At 51.1% G+C, this 23,166-nt stretch carries 20 protein-coding genes; 15 read left to right on the top strand and 5 right to left on the bottom strand.

The genetic code is table 11. The annotated features are described in order from the left end of the window. The gene (locus ACLPHM_RS09295; RefSeq protein ID WP_430220959.1) at positions 1-888 is read right to left on the bottom strand and encodes an NAD(P)-dependent oxidoreductase; all 888 of its coding nucleotides are present in this window, start codon (positions 886-888) and stop codon (positions 1-3) included. Then, a complete protein-coding gene (denD, locus tag ACLPHM_RS09290; RefSeq protein WP_430220958.1) occupies positions 885-1,868 on the bottom strand; it encodes a D-erythronate dehydrogenase in 984 nt (327 codons plus the stop codon). The genes ACLPHM_RS09295 and denD overlap by 4 nt, the downstream gene beginning before the upstream one ends. Positions 1,869-2,016: 148 nt before the next feature. On the opposite strand from denD, the gene ACLPHM_RS09285 reads away from it, so the two are divergent. The 12 genes from ACLPHM_RS09285 (at position 2,017) to ACLPHM_RS09230 (ending at position 14,622) form a co-directional block, all read left to right on the top strand. Beyond that, positions 2,017-3,486, top strand: coding sequence for an FAD-binding oxidoreductase (locus ACLPHM_RS09285; RefSeq protein WP_430220957.1), 1,470 nt, complete (start codon positions 2,017-2,019; stop codon positions 3,484-3,486). Between the two features lie 73 nt (positions 3,487-3,559). Further along, complete coding sequence (locus ACLPHM_RS09280) at positions 3,560-4,303, top strand: FadR/GntR family transcriptional regulator (protein ID WP_430220956.1); 744 nt, start codon at positions 3,560-3,562, stop codon at positions 4,301-4,303. 71 nt (positions 4,304-4,374) lie between these two features. After that, the gene (locus ACLPHM_RS09275) at positions 4,375-4,893 is read left to right on the top strand and encodes a TRAP transporter small permease (RefSeq protein WP_430220955.1); all 519 of its coding nucleotides are present in this window, start codon (positions 4,375-4,377) and stop codon (positions 4,891-4,893) included. Positions 4,894-4,900: 7 nt separating this feature from the next. Beyond that, on the top strand, positions 4,901-6,178 hold the full coding sequence (locus ACLPHM_RS09270) for a TRAP transporter large permease (RefSeq protein WP_430220954.1): 1,278 nt from the start codon (positions 4,901-4,903) through the stop codon (positions 6,176-6,178). Positions 6,179-6,225: 47 nt separating this feature from the next. After that, the gene (locus ACLPHM_RS09265) at positions 6,226-7,233 is read left to right on the top strand and encodes a TRAP transporter substrate-binding protein (protein ID WP_430220953.1); all 1,008 of its coding nucleotides are present in this window, start codon (positions 6,226-6,228) and stop codon (positions 7,231-7,233) included. A 52-nt stretch (positions 7,234-7,285) separates the two neighbouring features. Beyond that, positions 7,286-8,017: an SDR family oxidoreductase gene (locus ACLPHM_RS09260; protein ID WP_430220952.1), complete on the top strand. Its 732-nt coding sequence runs from the start codon at positions 7,286-7,288 to the stop codon at positions 8,015-8,017. 275 nt (positions 8,018-8,292) lie between these two features. Continuing rightward, positions 8,293-9,018: a FadR/GntR family transcriptional regulator gene (locus ACLPHM_RS09255; RefSeq protein WP_430220950.1), complete on the top strand. Its 726-nt coding sequence runs from the start codon at positions 8,293-8,295 to the stop codon at positions 9,016-9,018. A 33-nt stretch (positions 9,019-9,051) separates the two neighbouring features. Next, positions 9,052-10,035, top strand: coding sequence for a TRAP transporter substrate-binding protein (locus tag ACLPHM_RS09250; protein WP_430220949.1), 984 nt, complete (start codon positions 9,052-9,054; stop codon positions 10,033-10,035). Positions 10,036-10,038: 3 nt separating this feature from the next. Then, entirely contained in the window at positions 10,039-10,524 is a 486-nt protein-coding gene (locus ACLPHM_RS09245; RefSeq protein ID WP_430220948.1) for a TRAP transporter small permease, read from the top strand. Between the two features lie 2 nt (positions 10,525-10,526). Continuing rightward, a complete protein-coding gene (locus ACLPHM_RS09240) occupies positions 10,527-11,810 on the top strand; it encodes a TRAP transporter large permease (protein WP_430220947.1) in 1,284 nt (427 codons plus the stop codon). A 10-nt stretch (positions 11,811-11,820) separates the two neighbouring features. Then, on the top strand, positions 11,821-12,726 hold the full coding sequence (locus ACLPHM_RS09235) for an HpcH/HpaI aldolase/citrate lyase family protein (RefSeq protein ID WP_430220946.1): 906 nt from the start codon (positions 11,821-11,823) through the stop codon (positions 12,724-12,726). A gap of 240 nt (positions 12,727-12,966) precedes the next feature. After that, entirely contained in the window at positions 12,967-14,622 is a 1,656-nt protein-coding gene (locus ACLPHM_RS09230) for a thiamine pyrophosphate-binding protein (protein ID WP_430220945.1), read from the top strand. A 506-nt stretch (positions 14,623-15,128) separates the two neighbouring features. Here ACLPHM_RS09230 and ACLPHM_RS09225 read toward each other — a convergent pair. The 3 genes from ACLPHM_RS09225 to ACLPHM_RS09215 are packed head-to-tail and all read right to left on the bottom strand — an operon-like array spanning position 15,129 to position 18,263. Next, positions 15,129-16,625 (bottom strand): aldehyde dehydrogenase, encoded by a 1,497-nt coding sequence (locus tag ACLPHM_RS09225; protein WP_430220944.1) that lies wholly within the window; start codon positions 16,623-16,625, stop codon positions 15,129-15,131. A 50-nt stretch (positions 16,626-16,675) separates the two neighbouring features. Continuing rightward, positions 16,676-17,932, bottom strand: a complete 1,257-nt coding sequence (locus tag ACLPHM_RS09220; protein WP_430220943.1) for a Zn-dependent hydrolase — start codon at positions 17,930-17,932, stop codon at positions 16,676-16,678. Between the two features lie 34 nt (positions 17,933-17,966). Further along, on the bottom strand, positions 17,967-18,263 hold the full coding sequence (locus ACLPHM_RS09215) for a cupin domain-containing protein (RefSeq protein ID WP_430220942.1): 297 nt from the start codon (positions 18,261-18,263) through the stop codon (positions 17,967-17,969). A gap of 298 nt (positions 18,264-18,561) precedes the next feature. On the opposite strand from ACLPHM_RS09215, the gene pdxR reads away from it, so the two are divergent. The 3 genes from pdxR to rarD all read left to right on the top strand — a co-directional run bounded on the left by pdxR (position 18,562) and on the right by rarD (position 22,889). After that, positions 18,562-20,046: a MocR-like pyridoxine biosynthesis transcription factor PdxR gene (pdxR, locus tag ACLPHM_RS09210; RefSeq protein WP_430220941.1), complete on the top strand. Its 1,485-nt coding sequence runs from the start codon at positions 18,562-18,564 to the stop codon at positions 20,044-20,046. Positions 20,047-20,241: 195 nt separating this feature from the next. Beyond that, positions 20,242-21,693, top strand: coding sequence for an NAD-dependent succinate-semialdehyde dehydrogenase (locus ACLPHM_RS09205; protein ID WP_135861805.1), 1,452 nt, complete (start codon positions 20,242-20,244; stop codon positions 21,691-21,693). A gap of 299 nt (positions 21,694-21,992) precedes the next feature. After that, positions 21,993-22,889 (top strand): EamA family transporter RarD, encoded by an 897-nt coding sequence (rarD, locus tag ACLPHM_RS09200; protein ID WP_430220940.1) that lies wholly within the window; start codon positions 21,993-21,995, stop codon positions 22,887-22,889. The last annotated feature ends 277 nt before the right edge of the window (positions 22,890-23,166 follow it).

Below are 23,166 nucleotides of genomic sequence, written 5' to 3'. Positions count from 1 at the left end.
CTAACCCTCCTTAGGGTTAAGGGATTCAATCTGTAGCAGCAAAGCGCTGTGGTCTAAATCAGCGCCACCGTTTTCGCATAAGGTGCCGAACAGTTCGGTCACGCCAGAGGTAAGGGGTAGTTCCAACTGATGCAAGGCCATTTGCGACTGTATATTGCGCAGGTCTTTATATTGGTGCTTGCAAGGGCCACCGGGCTCGAAGTTGCGGTTGATCATGCGCTCGCCATGTAGAGCCAAAATGGTGCTTTCGGCGAAACCACCGCGTATGGCGTCTCTGAATGCGGCGGCAGAACCTCCTGACCGTGATACCAGCGTCATTGCTTCGGCAATGGCTCCGATGGTGATGGCCACAATTTGTTGGTTAGCCAGTTTGGCGACTTGGCCTGCACCGTGATCACCGACGCGGGTTAAGCGCCCTAACGCCGCAAAAACAGAGGCTAATGATTCAATTAGCGCTGCAGGGCCACCCGCCATTAAGGCTAGCGTGCCTTCTTGTGCTCCTTTCACGCCACCGGATACGGGGCAATCAATAAATTGCAATTGATGCTGTGCTAAGGCTGCCGCCAGTTTTTTAGCAGTAGCGGGGCGAGTAGAGCTGCTATCTATAAAAGTTGTACCGGGTCTAGCTGCTGCAATCACCGCAGGGTCCAGTAAAAGCGCTTCTACGGCCTCGTCATTGCTGAGCATGGTAAATACGACATCGGCGTGGCTTACGGCTTCGGCAGCGCTGTGTGCTAGCGTGGCTCCTAGTGGTACCAGGGCTTCTGCTTTTTCAGGGCTACGATTCCATACCCATAGTTCAAAGCCCTTTTTACGTAAATTGGCGCACATGGGAGCCCCCATTAAACCTGTGCCCAAAAAAGCGATGCGTGGTGGTGTTGTTGTCATGCTCCAGCCCTCATTTCGTCGTCAATGTATTGTTGAATGATCTCATCGAAATTTTGCTCGGCGCTAAAGCCTAAGGCAAGTGCCCGTTTGGCTTCGAAGCCAGGAGCCCAGCCAGTAACCATTTTTTGTATGTCGGGATTGGGTTGGTAATGAATAAGACGAGTAGCGTCGTCACCTGCAATACGTCGCAGCGCTTGAATTTGTTCGTCTACAGTGACGCTTACGCCAGGCATAAAGAGTGAGCGTCTGGCCCCCAAGGGGGCAGTGTCCATGGTGGCAGCATGTAGGAAGAAATTTACGGCAGAACGTGGTGAAGCATGCCAGTGCCTTACGCTAGGATCAACAGGCAAGATGGCAGTTTGGCCATGTAAAGGCTCACGGATAATGGACGAGAAAAAGCCGGATGCTGCGGCATTCGGTTTGCCAGGGCGTACGCAAATGGTAGGTAGGCGAATACCTATACCATCCATAAAGCCGCGGCGTGAGTAATCGGCTAGCAGCAGCTCAGTAATGGCTTTTTGCGTGCCATAGCTGGTAAGCGGAGTGAGGTGAAACTCATCAGGAATAGGGAAAGGCAAGGGCGCGCCCACTACCGCTATAGAAGACGCAAACACCATGCGAGGGTAATAGCCATTTTGCTCATGGGCATGACGTATGGCATCAAATAACAGCTGGCTACCGGCCAGATTAATGGCATAGCCTTTGTCAAAATCTTTCTCAGCTTCGCCAGACACAATGGCAGCTAGATGAATGATAAGGTCGGGTCTGTCACGCACAATCAGTTCTGCCGCATGGGGGCTAGAAAAATCAATGCAGTGATACTGGTAGTTGTTTGACGCCAGCGGCATGGGTAGAGCAGGGCTGACGTCATACAGTTGCATAGACTGTATAGGCGAGCTGGCTGATAAACCGTGTTGTAGCAAGTGGTTAGCCAGCTTAAAACCTATCATGCCAGCGGCACCAATGATGGCAATACGCATGTTGTCTGTCTCCTCTTAGGGTAAAACCTGATTAGAGTCATCAGGATTTTTTTTCTATAGTTGAGTTGTCTGACAATATGATGTCTGGTTTAAAAGTGCAGGTCAATCACAAAATGGCCACATTTAATTCCTACAGGAAAGAAACAAATTGAACGCACACTCCTCCTCGCCAGCAGTAGCTGAAGCCCCCGTAGCTCGTCACGATGCTGCCACAGTATGTGCGCAGTTGCGGCAATTGGTGGGGGGGGAGCATGTGTGGTTGGGAGATGATGTCCGAGCTGAGCCGTGTTTGCGCGACTGGCATGGAGACCATGTGGCAACCGCATTGGCCGTGGTGATGCCAGCCTGCACTGAACAAGTACAAAAGGTGGTGCGCTACTGTGCAGAACAAGCGATTGCCGTTGTGCCACAAGGGGGAAACACAGGGTTGGTGTTAGGGGCGCTACCACTAGGTACGGATGCTCGTGTCATTGTGCTGGGCTTGGGGCGTATGAATGCCATCCGGGACATGGATCACGACAATTATGCGATGACAGTAGAGGCGGGTTGTGTCTTGCAAACAATACAAGAGACCGCTGCTGCCCAAGGTTTTTTATTTCCGGTCTCGTTGGGTGCTGAGGGCAGTTGCCAAATAGGCGGCAATATCAGCACGAATGCAGGCGGCGTGAACGTACTACGTTACGGCATGATGCGTGAGCAAGTGTTGGGCTTAGAAGTGGTACTGCCAGATGGTAGTGTGCTGCATAACCTAAAAGGTTTGCGTAAAGATAATCGTGGCGTCGATGTGAACCAGTTTTTCATTGGGGCAGAAGGCGCCTTAGGTATTGTGACCGCTGCTTCGTTGCGGTTGTCGCCCTTACCGCACAATGTGGTGACGGCCTTATTGGCTTTGGGTTCAGTGCACGATGCGGTGCAACTGTATTTGCAGGCTAGAAAACGCTGCGGCGACCTAATGACGGCGTTCGAGCTTATGCCACAAAACGTACTGTTATTGGCACAAGAAGCCTTGCCTGATACCACACCACCCATGTCGTTTTCGCATTCTACTTATGTATTGGTGGAATTTTCAGGCGCTGAGTTGGTGGATGTGGCCGGTATTTTGGAAGGCTTTTTAGAGGGCGTGATGGAAGACGGTGTATTGCATGATGCCGTGATTGCCCACTCGCACACGCAGGCGGCCACCTTATGGCGTTATCGCGAAGCTGTAAACGAAGCGCAAGCCTTACGCGGTCTGCATTTGCGTTCGGATGTATCGGTCTCTATTTCTCGTATGGCTGAGTTTGTGGAGCAGGTACAGCAACGGCTACAGCAGGCTTTCCCTAGCGCATTGGTAGTGGGTTACGGCCATATAGGTGATGGCAATGTACACGTGAATGTATTGCCACCTGCCGATTTCACCACAGAACAACGGTTGGCATTGATAGACGAGGGGGGAAGCATCATTACAGAGTGTGTCATGACGTTTAACGGTAGCTTTAGCGCCGAGCACGGTGTAGGGCGATTAAAGAAAGGTACGTTTGAACAATATGCCGATGTGTCCCAGAAAGCGTTGATGCACAAATTAAAGCAGTGTGTAGATCCAAAAAACATCATGAACCCAGGTTGTTTGTTGTCCTGACTGGACGCTATGTGCGCTTACAAGGCACACTCGCTATTTTCAGCAAGTGTCAGCCCAAGGAGAAATGTCAGTCATGACTATTTTTGATCAGATCCAGCGCGTGGAAGGTTTGCCAGCGATGATTGCCCGCCAGATCTACGAAAAAGTGGCACAGGGACTGTTGAAGGCAGGGGACAGGCTACCCACGGAAAGTGAGTTGTCAGAAAGTTTTGGTGTGAGTCGTACTGTAGTGCGTGAAGCCATTGCTCAGCTACGTCATGAGGGACTGGTTGAAACACGACGTGGAGTCGGTGCATTTATTACCGAGCCAGAGCGTAGGCAGTTTCTGCGCTTAGATGATTTGTCGCTGAATGATCCTGAATCCTTCCGTAGCTTATTTCAACTGCGTAGCGTATTGGAGGTGGAAGCGGCAGGTTTAGCAGCACAGCACCATACCGAGGAAGAAATGGTGCGAATTGATGATGCGCTAAACCGCATGATTCATGCTGATAAATGGAGTGATGATGGCGTAGTGGCCGACTTGGATTTTCACCACGAAGTAGCTAGCGCGACAGGTAATGAGTACTTCCCGCTGTTTATAGGTTTTATCAGTGAAAAAATGCATCAAGCCATGAATACGTCTCGTACGTATTATGAGCGAGACGAGATAGTCAAAATCACTATTGATGAACACGTTGCTGTGCGCGACGCCATTGCTAAACGGGATGTGGAGGGAGCACGTAAAGCCATGGAGGCCCATATTCTGGGTGGTGCACAGCGTGTCAAATTGCAGGCAGAAGACAAAGCGGCACTCTATAAGCCGCGTGGCGAGCTGTAGGTTTTCTTCATGCCAAGACGGTAGGGAGAAGCTGCAGATGCACCGAAATACATATAAAGGAGTCAAGGTACATGCAGTGGATAATAGATTGGTTTTACCGTTTTCTTGGCCTAGTGCTGACCATTCTTCTTGCAGGCATGGTGGTCATGGTATTTGGCAACGTAGTGCTGCGCTACGCGTTTAATACCGGATGGATGATCTCAGAAGAACTGTCCCGTTTTTTCTTTGTATGGCTCACCTTTACAGGGGCTGTGCTGACCTTTAAGGAGCACAGTCATATGGGCATTGAAACACTTACCTCTCGACTACCTCGTCGTGGTCAGTTGCTCTGCATGGCCGTCACCAACTTCATCATTATGGCGTGCGCCTATATTTTTGCTGCGGGTACGTGGGAACAATTAGAGGTGAATGCCACCATGTATGCCCCGGTTACGGGCCTTTCATTAGCATGGGTATATGGCATAGGAATGTTCACTGGGGTAGGCGTATTTGTGATAGCTGCCTACAGACTTTGGATGGTGCTGACAGGTAAGGTCAGCGAAGCAGAACTAGACCGCTTTGCAGGCGGCCACGGGGCTAGCGCGGAGTAACCTCACCATGACATTACTGATTTTTGTGGCTTCATTATTAGGAGCCATGGCCATAGGCGTGCCTGTTGCTTTCGCACTGATCTTCTGTTCACTCATGCTTATGCTGCAACTGGATATGTTTAATGCCCAAATTGTGGCGCAAAACATGATCTCTGGCGCAGACACTTTCACCTTGCTTGCCATCCCCTTTTTCCTGTTAGCGGGCGAGCTGATGAATTCGGGTGGTTTGTCACGACGCATTATTGATTTTGCATTGGCGTGTGTAGGGCATATCAAGGGTGGTTTGGGCTTGGTGGCGATTGTCGCGGCCGTTATTATGGCCAGCTTGTCGGGCTCGGCTGTAGCGGACTCTGCCGCGTTAGCCGCGATTTTGGTGCCCATGATGCGAGAGGCTGGCTATAACGTACCTAGGTCAGCAGGGGTGATTGCGGCTGGCGGTGTTATTGCGCCAGTTATTCCACCCTCTATGGCATTCATTATTTTTGGTGTGGCTGCCAACGTATCGATTTCGCGCTTGTTTATGGCAGGTATTGTGCCGGGCTTGTTGATGGCGCTGACCTTAGTGGTGATTTGGATGGTGGTAGGGCGCAATAGTGCCAGCACCACGCTACCAAAACGTTCGGGTAAAGAGCGCTTGCAAGCCACCGCGCGTGCCTCATGGGCGTTAGGGATGCCTGTCATTGTGCTGGGCGGTATTCGCATGGGCATGGTGACCCCTACTGAAGCTGCAGTGATTGCTGCGGTGTATGCCTGGTTAGTAGGGACTTTTGTTTACAAAGAGCTGCGACTACGTGATCTCTACACCGTACTACTGCGCTCGGCCAAAACCACTGCTGTAGTGATGTTCTTGGTGGCAGCGGCTTTGGTGTCTGCATGGTTGATTACGGCAGCGGATATTCCAGCTGAGCTGGGTGGTTTCCTAGAACCCTTTATTGAGCACCCCAAGCTGCTGATGTTGATCATGATGCTGCTGATCTTTGTGATTGGTACCGCATTGGATCTGACCCCAACGCTATTGATTCTGACCCCTGTGTTATTGCCTATCGTGAAGATGGCAGGCATTGATCCGGTGTACTTCGGGGTGATGTTTGTGATGAATACCTGCATTAGTTTGCTGACGCCGCCTGTAGGCGTAGTGCTGAACGTGGTTAGTGGCGTAGCCAAAGTGCCATTAGGGAAGGTCATTGTGGGTGTGGGGCCATTCCTGTTGGGCTATTTCCTGTTGTTAATGCTGTTCGTAGCCATACCTGAAATCATTACTGTACCCATGAAATGGCTGTATTGAAGCGTGTCCTAGAAGACAGGCAAATTCTGAACCAAGGAGACAATGACATGAGAAAAATAGTACTAAGCAGCATGATTGCACTCATCAGCATGAGTGTGGCGTTGCCCGCGCAGGCTGACTTCAAAAAACGCAATATTCGTATTTCTAACGGATTGAATGCAGAACACCCTGTTGGCAATGGCGTAGAAGCATTTAATGCCTGCTTGCAAGAGAAGTCTGGCGGTGAAATGAAGCTAACAGCATACTGGAGTGGTTCGTTGGGGGGCGATATCCAGGCTACCCAAGCGCTGCGTTCAGGTACGCAAGAGGCTGTGATTACGTCGTCCTCACCTTTGGTGGGTTTGGTGCCAGCATTGGGCGTATTTGACTTGCCATTTTTGTTTGCGAACGACCAAGAAGCTGATGCGATACAAGATGGTGCTTTTGGTGATTTCATTAATGAGAAATTGGCAGAGCAAGGCTTGGTGAACTTGGCGTACTGGGAAAACGGTTTTAGGCAATTCAGTAATTCCAAACGTCCTATAGAGAAGTGGGAGGATTTCGACGGCATTAAACTGCGCGTGATGCAGAATAATATTTTCTTGGATACCTTCAATAACCTAGGAGCTAACCCCACACCTATGGCCTTTGGGGAAATCTTCTCGGCATTGGAAACAGGTGCTATTGATGGGCAAGAAAACCCCTTCGTGACTATTGATACCTCGAAATTTTATGAGGTACAGAAATACGTGTCAGTAACTAACCATGCTTACACGCCTTTTTTGGTACTGTTCTCTAAGCGCATTTTGGATAAATACTCCCCAGAGGAACAAGCTGCTTTGCGTGAATGTGCCATCGTTGGGCGTGATGTACAGCGTCAGGCAATTCGCGAGTTGTCAGCACAATCTTTGGCTACGATCAAAGATGCAGGCGTACAGGTCAATGAATTAACGCCAGAAGAGCAAAAACGCATGTTAGAAAAATCGCAGGTGGTGTATGAGAAGCACAAAGCTGAAATTGGAGAAGACGTAGTACAGCGTGTGCAAGAGTCATTGGCGGCCCTTCGTAACCAGTAATTTATCCGGGGTAGCCAATGTATGAAGCATTGGCTACCTGTGGGAGAGAAAAATGAGTCTAGAAGGGAAAGTAGTACTGATAACTGCAGCAGCCCATGGCATAGGTAAAGCGTCGGCGCTGGCGTTGGCAAAGGCGGGCGCGACGGTGTATGCCACCGATATAGATGAGTCTGCTTTGCAGGAACTGTCTAGGCAAGAGCCGTCTTTGACTACCTATAGGATGAATGTGCGTGATCGTGAAGAAATTGATGCTGTAGTCAAACGCATAGGGGCAGTAGACATACTGTTCAATTGCGCAGGTTATGTGCAAAACGGAACAGTCTTGCAGGCCACGGAAGACGATTTTGATGTGGCTTTTGATTTGAATGTGAAATCCATGGTGCGTACGGTACAAGCTGTCTTGCCCGGTATGTTAGAGCGCGGTGATGGCTGCATTATCAATGTGGCATCGGTAGTGAGTTCATTGAAGGGGGTGATCAACCGTTGCTCTTATGGAACTACTAAAGCAGCCGTTATTGGTTTAACCAAGTCCATTGCAGCAGATTATGTGACGCAAGGCATACGTTGTAATGCTATTTGTCCCGGTACGGTACAAAGCCCATCGTTAGACCAGCGTTTGACTGCTACGGGCGATTACGATGCTGCCATGACGGCTTTTATTGCTCGCCAACCTATGGGGCGTTTAGGTACGCCAGAGGAGATTGCCGATCTAGTGGTGTACTTGACTGGCGCACGCTATACCACAGGTTCCATATACGCCATTGATGGTGGTATGTTGATCTGACCTTATCTCTGGCCTGACCAGCTTCAACCTTTAGTCCGTTAGTTAGGTTGCCCCACGACATCTGTTGTGGGGTTTTTTTGTGCACTCCACGGGCGCATTGCAGTCAAATCTGCGGAGATTCCTCTTTTTTCGTTATGATTCTGACTCAGAGTGGGGAAAGGTGCCATTAGGTAATGATGGTTAACCCTAGGTTTGATTTTTTTTTCTTGATTAATCGCCGTGGTATCAGGTAGCTTAGTGGCCTGACCACTAGGCCAAAATAATGTGGAACAATCATGAGCGTTTTTGAAGCCGTCGCAGTGCCGCGTTTGTATCGGGTTATCGCCGATCAAATTGCCTCAAAAATCCAGCAGGGAGAGTTCTCTGTAGGAAGCAGGCTGCCGTCTGAACGCGAGTTGGCAGAGCAATTGCAAGTGAGTCGCGCGTCTATACGCGAAGCCTTGATTGCGTTGGAGTTGGAAGGTTATGTGGCAGTACGTGTAGGCACTGGTGTGTTTGTGATCAGTGACCAACAACGTAACCTGAACCACAGCTCCGATGTGAGCCAGCCAGCTCAAGTGGACAATGATTTTGGCCCTTTTGGTTTGTTGGAAACACGCTTGTTGCTAGAGCCAGAAAGTGCAGAGTTAGCGGCTGCCTTGGCAACGGATGAGCAACTGAAAGCGATCCAAGCCGCATACGAGAGCATGGAAGGTAGTTCCACGCCCGCGCGCGAAGATAGAGCGTTTCACATGGCGATTGCCGCTGCCTGCGGTAACAGTGCCTTGGCTGCGACGATCGCGCATGTATGGGAACTCGCGCTGCACAGCCCTATGTTCTCCCGTATGGAAAGACATTTTGTAGATGCCAATGTTTGGGAAAAAGCCCAGCTTGAGCATGGCCGTATTTTGGATGCCATCAAGTCTCGCGACAAAGTGCGAGCTCGAGCTGCGATGCATGACCACTTGGTTAGCATCTTGGCGCGTTTACGCGTCGATTTTGGAAATGAAGGTATAGGTTAGCCGCCTTATTTAGGCTGTTCTTAGGAGAAGGGAATGAGACTGAAGAAATCCTTATTCGGTTTAGTCATGACAGGTGCATCGCTGTTGGCGATGGCTCCAGCACACGCATTGGATATCAAACTGGGCCACGTGTTGGCACCTAACCATAGTTGGGGCGTGGCTGCAGATGGGTTCGCTCAAGAAGTTAAAGAGCGTACAGATGGTCGCGTGAATTTCGTGACTTACCCTAGCGGTCAGCTTGGCAATGAAAAAACCATGCTGGAAGGTCTGCAAATTGGTAGCCAAGGCGCAGCGATTATCGGTAGCGGTTCCCTGCAACCTATTGATGCCAAATTCGGTATCGTAGAACTGCCTTACACATGGGCTAACGTTCAGCAAGCGTACAACGCGTACGACGGTGAATTGGGTGAGCAGTTGGCTGAACTGGCCGACAAACGCAACCTGGTCATCGTATCGTGGTGGGAAAACGGTTTCCGTCACATGACAAACAACCGCGGCCCTATCAATACTCCTGCTGACATGGTTGGCCTGAAAACACGTGTAACACCAGACAAAATGCGTTTGGATACCTTCACCGCGTTAGGCGCAAACCCAGCTCCTTTGGCATTCGGTGAGTTGTACTCTGCATTGCAGCAAAAAGTATTTGATGCACAAGAGAACCCTCTGTCCATCATCTACACATCGTCTTTCTTTGATGTGCAGCAATACGCTTCGTTGACAGGTCACGTATGGGGTCCTGCCAGCTTGATTATCTCCAAACCTATCTGGAAGAAAATCTCTGACGAAGACAAAGCAATCATCCTGGAAGCTGCCGCTACATGGCGTGACAAACAGCGCGAGATGGTTCAAGAAGGCGAATTGGAATTTGTTCGTCTGTTAGAAGAAAAAGGTATGAAAGTGAATACGGTTGATCCAGCTCCATTCATGGAAGCGGTACAACCAGTGTGGGCTGAGTACGAGAAAGTATTTGGTCAAGACCTGATGGATACTTTGCAGAAATACCGTCAGGAGAACTAAATAATGGTTATACGGCGACTAATCGCCGGTTTGTCCCACGCCTGCCTGTACTTGGCAGCGCTTGGGGCAGCCCTAATGGCGGTGTTGATCAGTTATGTGGTGGTGCTACGTTTCGGCTGGCATCAAACTCCACATTGGGCAGAAGAATTGCCTCGCTTCATCTTGGTATGGAGTGCTTTCTTGGGCGGCGTGGCATGTACGTACCGTCGTTCACATTTAACAGCAGGTTTGCTGTCCACCATCCTACCTGATGGCCCACTGCAAGATTTCGTGCGCAAGATTGGGGATGTCGCCATGATTTTTGGTCTGGCCGTATTGGGTTACGCCGGCTGGGAACTGAGTGAATTGACAATGGGACAACCTTTACCCGCCATTGGCGTGGATGCAGGGTATGTCTACTTAGCATTACCCGTGGCATGTGCTGCCATGGTGATCGTTCAGCTGGGACAATTGTTCGGGCTGGTTTCGGATGAAGCGAAGGAGAGCTGATCATGTCGTTAGGTGCTTTAGCGCTTCTTGGTATTTTTGCTGTAACCCTATTAATCGACGTGCCAGTGGCCTTCGGCCTGGTACTGGCTTCAGTAGCCTACTTGCTGTTGTTTGATGCCGCACCTACGATGGTTGCCGCCCAACAGTTTGTTTCCGGTTTGGATAGTTTTACGTTGCTCGCCATCCCGCTGTTTGTGTTGGCGGCGCAGTTGATGAACAGTGCAGGTCTGACACAACGTATTGTGCGTTTGTGTGCCGCTATCGTGGGTGATGTCCCCGGTGGTCTGGCGATCGTAGCGGTTCTGGCTTGTATGATGTTTGGCGCATTGTCCGGTTCGGGCGTGGCTGACGTTGTGGCGATTGGTAGCTTGATGCTGCCAACCATGGCGCAGCGTGGCTATGACCGAGGCTTTAGTGCTGCGTTGGTTGGGTGTGCTGGGGCGAGCTCCACCATTATCCCACCAAGTATTGTGCTGATTGTGTACGGCACGATTACCGATACGTCCGTTGGCAAACTGTTCATGGCCGGTATTGTTCCTGGTCTGTTGTTGGGCCTGTCCTTGATCGTCGTTGCGGTGTGGATGTCTCGCAAACACGGTTGGAGCGGTGGTCAGCCTTTCAACGCTAAAGAACTGCGTGAGTCATTCATTGATGCTCTGCCTGCACTGATGGTGCCTGTGCTGATTATTGGTGGTATTCGTTTTGGTATCTTTACGGCGACCGAAGCGGCTTCTAGCGCAATCGTCTATGCATTGTTGATTGGTGCATTCTGGTACCGTTCTCTGTCCCTGAAAAAGCTGTGGAACGACCTGAAAGTTACGGCTGAAATCAGTGCCTCTATTCTGTTGATTATCGGTGCAGCAGCGTTGTTTGCATGGATCTTGATTGCAGAACAGTTGCCACACAGCTTGGCGCAGTTCTTGGTGAGCTTCACCGATAGCAAATACGGCGTATTGCTGTTGATCATGGCTGTATTGCTGGTGTTGGGTACGTTCATGGAAGCGATCGCGCTGATCATTATCGTGGCTCCAGTTGTGATGCCTGCGATTCACCACTTTGGTATTGATCCTGTGCACTTCGGTATTTTGTTGGTGGTTAACTTGGCGATTGGTGCTAACACACCACCGTTGGGTGTGGACTTGCTGGCAGCGTGTCGAATCGGTGGTATTCGTATGGTGCAAACCTTGCGTCCGCTGTCGTGGATGGTGCTGGCCATGTTGTCCGTCTTGATGCTGTTGATGTTCGTGCCATCCCTAGTGATGTTCTTGCCGAACACCGTAGCGTAGGAGACCAAGCATGACACAAGCGTTCTCATTGTTACGTCGTCCGCCTGCATTGCGTCGTTCCTGGCAGTTTGTGCCAGGTATGGACCAAGCCGCACATCAAGCTGCTGTAGAAGGCATGGCTGATGTGGTGGTGGCGGATCTGGAAGAGTTCACTCGTCCAGAAGATAGACCGGTAGCACGCCAACGTCTGCATGATCTGTTCGCCGCTTGCAAAGCGGCGGGCAAGGTTGCCGCAGTGCGTATTAATAAACTGGAAGAAGACGGGCACGACGATTTGGCCGGCATCATGGCAGCAGCACCGCAAGCCATTTTGTTGCCACATTCAGAGCATGCCGAGCAGATTGCTGCCTTGGATGCCGCGATTACCGAGTGGGAAGTGAAGTGCGGCCTGAATGCAGGCCAAACGGAAATCATTCCTACCTTGGAATCCGCATTGGCATTGGTGAACTGCACGCCAGTATTGCGTGCCTCACCACGTGTATCGGCTTGCTTGCTGGCTGCTGAAGATCTTAGTGCCGACTTGTGGTTGGAACGTAGTGCTACTGGCACGGCGCTATATGCCATTCGTCAACGCTTTGTGGTCGAATGTCGTGCGGCTGGTGTATTAGCCATTGATTGCCCCTTTAACTTCAAAAATGAAGACGCTTTCAAAGCAGACCTTACGTGGGCACGTAGCGTAGGCTTGCAAGCGAAGTGTGTAGTCAATGCGCGTCAAACACCAGTGGTGCATGAGTATTTCTCACCCTCTGCTGCTGAGGTCGCAGAAGCCGAAGCGGTGCTTGCCAAAGCGGCCAGCCAAGATGCTTCTACGCCGGACGCGTTGTGGGTAGATGGTCCGGTTGCTGCTACGGCTAGACGTGTTGTAAAACGTGCGGCGTTGTTTGCGGCATACGAGCAGGATAGTAGAGGCGCCTAACTGGCCTGACCTCTAAAGCAGTACAAATCGCAGCTTGTAGTCACCTTTGGCGTGGGTGCAGGCTGCACAAGCCCCATTGTGCTGGGGTTTTAGCAGAATTGTCTGGCTTTTTTTATACGTTGAAGCAAACAAACCTGCTATGATTGTAATTTAGGTGGTCAGGCCACTAGGCCGCTTGTAAGAATATGGAATGGCATACCGGATGAACAGTGGTAGCCATCATTGTTATAGGGAATGGAAATGAGCAATAAACTACACGCTGGTAGAGCTATCGCCGAGAGCTTGGCCCTTCACGGAGTTGATAGGGTGTTTGTAGTGCCAGGCGAAAGCTATCTGGCTGTGCTGGATGGTCTGTATGACACCAATATCCAGAGTGTGGTGTGCCGTCACGAAGCCGCTGCGGCTTACATGGCTGATGCCTACGGTAAGTTCACTGGTAAACCAGGTGTGGCCATGGTGACACGTGGTCCAGGTGCCGCTCAGGCGTTCACTGGTATTCACACTGCATGGCAAGATGGCGTGCCAATGGTATTGTTCGTGGGCTTGATCCCCGTGGCAGACCGCGAGCGCGAGTCTTTCCAAGAATTTGATCCTAAAGCGTGGTTTGGCTCACAGTGCAAACGTGTGTTTGTCTTGGATAGCGCGGAACGTGCTTCTGAAGTTGTGGCGGAAGCATTCTTCGCCGCGATGGAAGGTCGTCCAGGCCCAGTGGTAGTTGGTTTGCCTGAAGACATCATCCGTGAAGAGTTCACACGTGAGTTGCAACCTGTATTGCCCGTGGCGCAAGGTGCTGTAGGCCAAGATGAGTTGGCAGCACTGACAGCAGCATTGGCATCCGCTAAAAAACCATTGCTGTTTGTAGGTGGTCAGAACTGGGATAGCGAAGCGTCCCGTCAATTGACACACTTTGCTGAGCAAAACCGTATTCCTGTGCTGCACGATTGGCGTGCTGCAGATCGTATTCCGTTTAACTCACCAGCGCATGCCGGTTACTTGGGTTATGGCCGTGATGACGCAACTGCTGCGTTGTACACAGAGTCCGACGTGCTGGTTGCTGTAGGGGTAGTTCCTGGCGACGTATCCACTGATGGCTACACATTGCGTCAAGATACCTCCGCTATTACGTACCAAGTGAATTTGGACACCAGCTTGCGTGGTCGCAGCGGTTCCATGACGCACCACATTTTGGCAAACCCTAAAGTGTTTGCGCGTACGGTAGAGACACTGGAATTGCCTGGTGCAGAACAACGTCAAGCATGGTTTGATCGTTGCCACGCAGTACAGCGCGAATACTCCCGTTTCCCAACAGAGCTGCCACGTACTGCACCTGGTACAGCCCACATGACAGCGCTGATGGAAGCTATTGTTAAACGCTTGCCTGAGGATGCGGTGTACAGCTTTGGTGCTGGTAACCACTGCATTTGGGCACAGCGCTACTTGCCTACTAACGTGTTCCCTAGCCAATTGAGTGCCCGTAACGGTGCAATGGGTTACAGCGTACCCGCTGGTATTGTGGCCTCGCTGCAATCGCCTGAGCGTGTATCGGTAGTGATTGCCGGTGACGGTGAGTTCTTCATGAACGAAGCCGAGCTGTCTACTGCCGTGACCTACGGTGCACCTATTTTGGTAGTCATGATGGATAACCAAGAGTACGGCACTATCCGTCTGCACCAAGAGCAGCATTACCCAGGCCGTGTGTCGGGTACACAGTTGAAGAATCCTAATTGCGAATTGTTGGCGCAAGCCTTTGGTGCATACGGTGCGCGTATTACCGATGACTCCCAAATTGAAGCGGCTGTAGAAGCTGCCTTCAAAGCAATTCTAGAAGAAAAACGACCTGCTCTTTTGCAGATCGTGACAGATCAGGCTTTGGCATTGCCCGAGTCTGTAGCTTAAGGTGCAGCCACTCGCCGAAGAGCGATGAACCTTGCCACACTACGGCTAAAAGCTGTTGAGCACCTAGGAACGGCCCGAATCTGTGAAAGCAGGTTCGGGCTTTTTCTTTGTGGGGGAAGGGGGCGGCTTTATGCCTCGTCGCAGAGCTATCTCTCCGTAGGTTGGGGCTCTGTGAGGCCGTGCCTCTGCGGTCGGTGATGTGGCGAGGTGTGGTATATAAAGAGCCTGGGTAGAGGGGGAATAGAGAGGCGATAACAGTGCTAGAGGGCATGCCTCTACCACTTATTTTTGTAGGTGTAGATAATGAGCGGGGCTTCGTTTCTTAGCCGTGTGGGTGCAGCAAGTACAACATTTTCTCAGATTGGTGAGGCGCTGCTAGGACGATAAGTGGAACGTAGGAAGGATGTGTTGCCAGCACACATCAAAACGTGCTGTAGAGGCGCAGAATAGGCCTTGGAAGGGCACGCTTTCGTGCAAGAATGCTCGCACGAAAGCGTGTGTACTACTTACACCGTCAGATCAATCCATGTGGATTTCAAGCTGGTGTATTTGTCTATCGCGTGTATGGACTTGTCACGACCAAAGCCGGACTGTTTCACACCGCCAAATGGCATCGCAATATTGCCATTGAAGTAGCAGTTCACCCAGACCAAGCCAGCTTCCAACTCGCGGCCCATGCGGTGCGCGCGGCTGATGTTGCTGGTCCACAGGCCGGCACCTAAGCCGAACTCGTGGTCGTTAGCCATGTGCAGCACTTCTTCTTCCGTATCGAACACCGTTACTGCTAACACAGGTCCAAAGATTTCCTCACGAATGATGCGTACATCTTGTGAAGGCACTTCGAAAATGGTGGGTTCAATGTAGTAACCACCAGTTTCGGTACGAACTTGCTGGCCGCCTGTGAGCAGCGTGGCTTGTTCGCAGCCAGACGCGATGTAGTTCATCACGGTGCCCATGTGCTGCTGTGTCACCATAGCGCCCATCGCCGTGTTGGGGTCCAAAGGATTACCCGGCTGCATGGTTTTGGCGTGAGCAATCAGCTTCTCTTTGAAGCTTTCGTAGATGCCACGTTGTACGTACAGGCGTGAACCTGCAATACATACTTCGCCTTGGTTGTTGAAAATGCCAACCGCAGCCATCAGCGCCGCTTTGTCCAAATCTGGGCAGTCATCAAACACGATGTGTGGAGATTTACCACCGCACTCCAACCAGATTTGTTTCAGATTGGACTGGCCTGAGTACTGCATAAAGCGTTTGCCGGTCATGGTGGAACCGGTAAAGGTCAGGCAGTCTACGTCTGGGTGCAAGCCCAATGCTTGACCCGCACCAGGGCCTGTACCAGGCACAATGTTCAACACGCCTGGAGGCAAACCGGCTTCCAGCGCCAACTCACCCAAACGAATAGCGGTCAGCGGTGTGGCGTCGGCAGGTTTCAAGATAACGCTGTTGCCTGCTGCTAGTGCAGGAGCCACTTTCCACGATGACATCATCAGTGGGAAGTTCCAGGGCACCACGGCAGCCACTACACCCAAGGGGTGACGTGTGATGGTGGCCAGCGCATTGTTATCAGTAGGAGCTATTTCATCGTATTGTTTGTCGATGAGTTCGCCGTACCACGCGTAAGCGGTGGCGGATTCTGGGATATCAAATTGCGTGGTTTCGCTGATGGGCTTACCCATGTTCAGCGTTTCCAACAGCGCGATATCGTCCAGATTCTCACGAATCAGTTGCGCCAAGCGTTGCAGAATTTCTTTGCGCTTTACGCGTGGCATGTTGCGCCAAACGCCAGATTTAAAGGCGCGGCGAGCAGATTGAACGGCTACATCAATATCCGCTTCGTTGCAGGAGGCAACTTGGGCCAACACTTGGCCGCTAGCAGGGTTAACAATGTCCAGAACGTCGCCATTGCCTTGGTAGGCTTTACCATCAATGATGGCTTGGCTGCGGAACGACAACTGGGCTGCCCGTTGTTCCCAGTCCTGCAAGGTGAGGGGTGTAGTCATGTATCACTTCCGTAGAGCAAAAAGGGCTGCCGTGTGGGCAGCCCGAATAATTAGCAGACTTTAGCCTGCTCCAGCATGGCGCCCAGCAACACGTTGGCACCGATGGCTACGTGTTCGGGTTTGGCGTCTTCAATTTCGTTGTGGCTGATCCCGTCTTTGCAAGGGATGAAGATCATGGATGTGGGGTGTTTGCTTGCAACGAACACCGCATCGTGGCCAGCGCCAGTCACGATATCTTGGTGAGAGTAACCACGAGCCTCAGCTTGTGCACGCACGCTGTTGATCAGGTGAGGTGCAAAGGGGGTAGGTGGGAACTGCTGGATATCAGTGATAGCGATATCGGTGGTGTAGCCTGTGTGCTCACCTTGGGCAACGTCGGCGCACAGTTTGCGGAAACGTGCTTCCATTTCGTCCAGCAACGCGCTGTCTTCGTGACGCAGGTCAACGCTGAAGCTGACTTTGCCAGGGATCACGTTACGGGAAGAGGGGTATACATCCAGCACGCCAACGGTACCGCGGCCTTGAGGGGCGTATTCGCGGGCGATATCAATCACACCTTGAACAATGTAAGAGGCGGAGTACAACGCGTCTTTACGCAATTCCATAGGGGTAGGGCCAGCATGAGCTTCCATACCTGTTACCGCGACGTCGTACCAGCGCAGACCCAACGAGCCTGTAACCACACCGATCACGTTGTCGTTCGCTTCCAATACAGGGCCTTGCTCAATGTGCGCTTCGATGTAGCTGCCAAAAGCGTGGCCGGGCACAGGGTAGTCGCCGTCGTAGCCGATGTTTTTCAGTTCTTCACGTACTGATTTGCCATCCAGATCCACAGCATCCAGTGCGGTTTCAATAGGGAATACTTCGCAGAACGCACCGGAACCCATCATCACGGGTACGAAGCGTGTGCCTTCTTCGTTGGTCCAGATGATCAACTCCATAGGCGCTTCAGTTTCGATGTTGTTCTCGTGCAAGGTGCGCATGACTTCCAAGCCAGCCATGACACCAAAGCAGCCATCGAACTTGCCGCCAGTGGGCTGAGTGTCGATGTGGCTGCCAGTGGCAACGGGAGGGAGGCTTGGGTTACGGCCAGGGCGTCGACCAAAAATGTTACCCACTTGGTCAACGGTAATGGTCATCCCCGCCTCACGCATCCAGCCGCAAACCATGTCGCGGGCCTGACCATCCAGCGCCGTCAACGCCAAACGGCAGTTACCGCCTTTGGGTGTGGCGCCAATTTTGGCCAGTTCCATCAACGATTGCCAGAGGCGTTCGCCGTTGATGTTTAGGGAGGTGATGTCGGTCATGAGATTTTCCTTGCTGCAAAAAAAACGATGATGCCTAGCGTTTGAACTCGATCTCTACGAATACAAAGGGCTCGGGACCAGGATTAATAACGTTGTGTTGCACACCGGCTTGCCGGCAATAACTTTGACCCTGCGTGAGAGCATTGCTATGACGAGTACCGTCAGGAAGTTCCAACTGCAGAGTGCCGGTAGTCATTGGTACTACTACATAGTCCATGTCGTGGCCGTGCCAGCCGGTTTGGGCTCCGGGCTCGAAGTACCATTCGGTGACGCGAGTGAAATCGTTGTCAATTTGTACGGTAGGGCGGGCTGCTGGTCGTTGCTGGTTCATAGACTGTCCTTTGGTTGGTAATCACTTTCTACATCATGGCCATGGTGCTGAAGAAAAAAGCGTTTTGCATTCAGTCATGGGGCCATTTAGGGTGGTATGATTTTTATAACCTTCAACCATTACAGGTAAAAAGCGTTTCTATTCCGAGTCAACGCGTTCCCTGATAGGGGTGTTTAGGTTTAGTATTCAGGTGGTCAGGCCACAAGACCAGTTTAATGGAAAATCACCAAAAAAGGTGCACAGTATTTTCCATAGGTGATGCCTGTCCCCAAAAGCGTATGTGTGATGAGACAGAAAAATGATCGCAAGCGTATTGCATGAGTTGCTTTTACAACGTCTAGAGCGCGATAGCGGGAAGCCGTTATCCCGTCAGGTCTACGAGGCGTTTAGCGCACTAATTTTGCAGGGTGATCTGCGTGCGGGTACTAAGCTACCCGCTAGCCGTGTTTTGGCCCGAGACATGGGCTTGTCCCGTAACACCATTATTGCGGCGTATGAACAGTTAAATGCCGAAGGGTATGTGATTACGATCACGGGTAGTGGCACCTTCGTGTCCGACACAGTCCCTGTGATGGTGGGGCAGGTCATGCCCTTAGACGCCGAACTGGTGCAGCCAGTGACGGGTGATGGGCTGTTGTCTGAGCGTGGTTCTGAATTAGTAAGTACCGCGCAAGCATCACGCCATCAGTGGGGGCCATTTATTCCGGGTGTGCCGGATGTCACGATGTTTCCCAGCAAAGTATGGATGCGTTTGCAGCGCCGCTATTGGCGTGAGCCCATTCCATCGTTAATGACCTATGCGCACGGCGCTGGGTATAAGCCGTTACGTAGAGCCTTGAGCGAACATTTACGCTTGGCGCGTTCAGTGCAGTGCGATCCCGAGCAAGTGGTGATTACCTCTGGTATTCACCAGTCGCTGGATTTAATTGCCAAATTGCTAGGCGACAAAGATTGTTTGGCATGGATGGAAAACCCCGGTTATTGGGGGGCCAGTACCGTGCTGACGTCGGCAGGCATAGATTTGCGTTCCATCAATGTGGACGAAGAGGGCATGAGCCCGACGCCTGAGCAAATGCAGCAAGACGTGCCTAAGTTCATCTTTGTGACGCCCTCGCACCAGTACCCGCTGGGCAATGTGATGAGCTTGGCCAGACGCCGTATGTTGCTGGAATATGCGAACCAGTGCGGCGCATGGGTTATTGAAGACGATTACGACAGTGAGTTCCGTTTTGGTGGACGTCCTATTGCTTCCTTGCAAGGGCTAGATAGTTACGATCGAGTGATTTATCTAGGCACGTTTTCCAAAACCTTGTTCCCCAGTATGCGTATGGGGTTCATGGTGTTGCCCAAAGCTATTGCTAGGGCGGCATCGGTAGCGCTGTCTGAGTTGTACCGTGAAGGTAGGTTGATGGAGCAAGCTGTTTTGGCTGACTTCATTGCAGAGGGGCATTACGCTGCACACATCCGCAAAATGAAGGCGGTGTATGCACGACGCCAAACGATCTTACGTGATGCCATTAGCGAGCATTTTGGCCCGCAATGGCCCTTGTCTAACCAAGAGGCAGGCTTGCACCTGGTGATGCATTTACCAGAAGGCACTGACGATGAGGCCATTACCAAAGCCGCCCACGAAGCGGGTATTTGGGTGCGACCTTTAACGCGCTACTACTCGAGTGAACGTAAATCGCCCGGCTTGCTTTTTGGCTACGCAGCGGTAGAAAATGAAGATGACATTCGTCCTGCTTTTGCACAGTTGGCAGAATTGATCAAAGCAGCGTTGTAAGGCCTGCAACGCATAGATAGAAATATCAGGTACTTGGGAATGGCACTGTGAATCGTTGAGCCAATGGCTCTAGGTTATTTGCCTATTCTGGTGTATCAATGTAGGCCAGTTGCTCAATCCGCCAGTTACATGCAATGTAGCTAGGGGTAGGTGGTAGTAAATAATGAAATTGATTTTTGCTCGTGGAGTACACAAATGAAACTGACGCGTCCTGAGCTGTTTAAGCAGCAAGCGTATATTAATGGCCAGTGGGTAAACGCTGATTCCGGTGAGACACTGGAAGTGCAAAACCCCGCAACCGCTGAAGTTATCGGCACTATCCCTAAAATGGGTGCTGCTGAGACACGTCGCGCAATCGAGAGCGCTGCTGAAGCGTTCAAATTGTGGCGTGCTAAACCTGCTAAAGCGCGTGCAAACATTCTGCGTAAATGGTTTGACTTGGTTATGCAAAACCAAGAAGACCTGGCAACAATCATGACCATCGAGCAAGGTAAGCCTATTGCTGAGTCTCGTGGTGAGATTGCTTACGGTGCTTCCTACTTGGAATGGTACGGTGAAGAAGCCAAACGTGCTTACGGTGATGTAATCCCTGGCCCAGCTGGCGACCGTCGTATCGTGGTAACTAAAGAGCCAATCGGTGTATGTGCAGCGATTACTCCTTGGAACTTCCCATCCTCCATGATCACACGTAAAGTGGCTGCTGCGTTGGCTGCTGGTTGCTCTATCGTTGTGAAACCTGCTACACAAACACCGTACTCCGCATTTGCGTTGGCTGTGTTGGCTGAAGAAGCGGGTGTGCCTGCTGGTGTGTTCTCTGTGTTGACGGGTTCTGCTTCCGCTATCGGTGGCGAAATGACCTCCAACCCAACTGTGCACAAACTGAGCTTCACTGGTTCCACAGAAATCGGCCGTTTGCTGATGAAGCAAAGTGCTGAGCAGATCAAAAAAGTATCGTTGGAATTGGGTGGTAACGCCCCTTTCATCGTATTTGAAGATGCGGATCTGGACGCTGCTGTTGAAGGCGCGATGGCCAGCAAATACCGTAACACCGGACAAACTTGCGTATGTGCAAACCGCTTCTACGTACACGACAGCGTGTACGACGCGTTTGCTGAGAAATTCGTTGCCGCAGTGAAAAAACTGAAAGTAGGTAACGGGATGGACGACGGCGTGACTCAAGGTCCGCTGATCGAGCAAAGCGCAGTAGATAAAATCCGTGAACACATTGCTGACGCCGTATCCAAAGGCGGTAAAGTGTTGACTGGTGGTGAGTCCGACGAGAAAGGCGGTCTGTTCTTCCAACCTACCGTTGTTGCTAACGCTACAGCAGACATGATCGTTGCTGGCGAAGAAACATTTGGTCCTTTGGCACCATTGTTCCGCTTCAAAACAGACGAAGAAGTGATCGCTCTGGCGAACAACACGATCTACGGTTTGGCAGCTTACTTCTACAGCCGCGATTTGAGCCGTGTATGGCGCGTTGCTGAAGGTTTGGAATACGGCATGATCGGTATTAACTCCGGCATCCTGTCCAACGAAGCAGCTCCATTCGGTGGCGTGAAACAGTCTGGCGTAGGTCGTGAAGGTTCCTTCTACGGTCTGGACGACTACATGACTGTTAAATACATGTTGATGGGCGGTATTTAAGCCTCTATCACTGTGTGATTAAAAACCTGCTCGCTTAGGCGGGCAGGTTTTTTTGTGCCTGAGTGCTGGTACGTGTTGTTGTTGTTGTTGTTGTTGTTGTTGTTGTTGTTGTTGTTGTTGTTGTTGTTGCGACGGCGTAGGCAGACTACGTGTACTTGGGGCGCTGTGTGATTGTTAAGGGCTAATGCGTGGTGTGTTGTTGAGGCTGTGGCATTCTGGCATCTGGCTTGCATGGCTCTGAGTGGAGCACCATAATCAATTGCTTTACATATGAATAACTGTTCAACAAGGTGTGTGGTGTGAGTACCCATAATTCAGCTTCTGTAGCGGGCGTTATTTTCTCTATTTCGTCCTCTGTGCTCTTCGGGGTGCTCTACTACTATTCCACCTTGTTAGCACCGTTAAACGGCATACAAATCTACGGTTGGCGTATTTTGCTTACCATCCCTTGCCTGACACTTTTTCTGATCGTGACACGCCAAGCCAAAGACGTGACTGCTATTTGGAAACGGTTAAAGCATGAACCCTGGCTGTGGCTGGCGTTGCCTGTCTCGTCCTTCTTGGTGGGAGTGCAGTTGTGGCTGTTTTTATGGGCACCCGTAAACGGCTATGCCTTAGATGTGTCGCTGGGCTATTTCTTGTTGCCTCTTACCTTGGTGCTAACCGGCAGATTAGTATTTAAAGAGCGCATCACCACGCTGCAGAAAATAGTGTGTGCTATTGCCGGCGTAGGGGTAGCCAATGAGCTTTTGTTTGCGCCGCAAGTATCGTGGCCCGCCTTTATGGTGGCATTAGGCTATCCGTTTTACTTTGCTTTGCGTCGCATCCTCAAAACCAGCAACTTAGGGGGGATGTGGTTTGATTTGCTGTTAAGCGCACCTGTGGCTGCATGGTTCATCGTAGAAACTAGTAAAGCCTTACCTGACGGCACCTTTACTGCCACCTTGTTGTGGTTGATTTTGGGCTTGGGTGTTTTGAGTGCCAAGTCGTTGGGCTTGATGGTGTTGGCTAATCACCGTTTACCACTGGGGCTATTTGGGCTGCTGGCTTACGTTGAGCCTGCCTTGTTGGTCGTGGTGGCCTTGCTGCTGGGTGAGCGCATTGAAAATATGCAATGGATCACGTACGGGTGTGTGTGGACGGCCATTTTGCTGCTGATTCTTGATGGCGTGAGGTCCATGCGGAGAGAGGCTTAAGAGCCTACTGATCAACCACTGTCTGCTGTAGCCTAAGGCTGCGAAAATACTTTTTAATTTGTAAACCAAATAAAAAAATACTTCCATCCGCCTTTCCGTCGTCGCTTGCCTAGGTTTTTGTTTTGGTGGTTGCTGCTAGGTATTTCATTTTCTGTGACATGACAGATAAGAACGCATGTCGCTACTAGAAGTCTTTATTGCAGCGCTACAGTAAAAAGGGCTGTAAACCTATTAGATGCTAGAGCCGTCGGGGGACGGAGAGGAAACTTTTTTGATT

The sequence above is a fragment of the Paenalcaligenes sp. Me131 genome, from assembly GCF_050487225.1.
Classification (GTDB): domain Bacteria; phylum Pseudomonadota; class Gammaproteobacteria; order Burkholderiales; family Burkholderiaceae_B; genus Paenalcaligenes.
This window is presented reverse-complemented; position numbering and strand designations above follow the sequence as displayed.

Bases quoted from the DNA above. Each gene is read 5' to 3' on its own strand.
- ACLPHM_RS09215 (WP_430220942.1), bottom strand. From the start codon at position 18,263: ATGAACCAGCAACGACCAGCAGCCCGCCCTACCGTACAAATTGACAAC.
- ACLPHM_RS09225 (WP_430220944.1), bottom strand. From the start codon at position 16,625: ATGACTACACCCCTCACCTTGCAGGACTGGGAACAACGGGCAGCCCAG.
- ACLPHM_RS09220 (WP_430220943.1), bottom strand. From the start codon at position 17,932: ATGACCGACATCACCTCCCTAAACATCAACGGCGAACGCCTCTGGCAA.
- ACLPHM_RS09235 (WP_430220946.1), top strand. From the start codon at position 11,821: ATGACACAAGCGTTCTCATTGTTACGTCGTCCGCCTGCATTGCGTCGT.
- pdxR (WP_430220941.1), top strand. From the start codon at position 18,562: ATGATCGCAAGCGTATTGCATGAGTTGCTTTTACAACGTCTAGAGCGC.
- denD (WP_430220958.1), bottom strand. From the start codon at position 1,868: ATGCGTATTGCCATCATTGGTGCCGCTGGCATGATAGGTTTTAAGCTG.
- ACLPHM_RS09230 (WP_430220945.1), top strand. From the start codon at position 12,967: ATGAGCAATAAACTACACGCTGGTAGAGCTATCGCCGAGAGCTTGGCC.
- ACLPHM_RS09275 (WP_430220955.1), top strand. From the start codon at position 4,375: ATGCAGTGGATAATAGATTGGTTTTACCGTTTTCTTGGCCTAGTGCTG.
- ACLPHM_RS09280 (WP_430220956.1), top strand. From the start codon at position 3,560: ATGACTATTTTTGATCAGATCCAGCGCGTGGAAGGTTTGCCAGCGATG.
- ACLPHM_RS09240 (WP_430220947.1), top strand. From the start codon at position 10,527: ATGTCGTTAGGTGCTTTAGCGCTTCTTGGTATTTTTGCTGTAACCCTA.
- ACLPHM_RS09265 (WP_430220953.1), top strand. From the start codon at position 6,226: ATGAGAAAAATAGTACTAAGCAGCATGATTGCACTCATCAGCATGAGT.
- ACLPHM_RS09260 (WP_430220952.1), top strand. From the start codon at position 7,286: ATGAGTCTAGAAGGGAAAGTAGTACTGATAACTGCAGCAGCCCATGGC.
- ACLPHM_RS09255 (WP_430220950.1), top strand. From the start codon at position 8,293: ATGAGCGTTTTTGAAGCCGTCGCAGTGCCGCGTTTGTATCGGGTTATC.
- ACLPHM_RS09270 (WP_430220954.1), top strand. From the start codon at position 4,901: ATGACATTACTGATTTTTGTGGCTTCATTATTAGGAGCCATGGCCATA.
- ACLPHM_RS09205 (WP_135861805.1), top strand. From the start codon at position 20,242: ATGAAACTGACGCGTCCTGAGCTGTTTAAGCAGCAAGCGTATATTAAT.
- ACLPHM_RS09250 (WP_430220949.1), top strand. From the start codon at position 9,052: ATGAGACTGAAGAAATCCTTATTCGGTTTAGTCATGACAGGTGCATCG.
- ACLPHM_RS09295 (WP_430220959.1), bottom strand. From the start codon at position 888: ATGACAACAACACCACCACGCATCGCTTTTTTGGGCACAGGTTTAATG.
- ACLPHM_RS09245 (WP_430220948.1), top strand. From the start codon at position 10,039: ATGGTTATACGGCGACTAATCGCCGGTTTGTCCCACGCCTGCCTGTAC.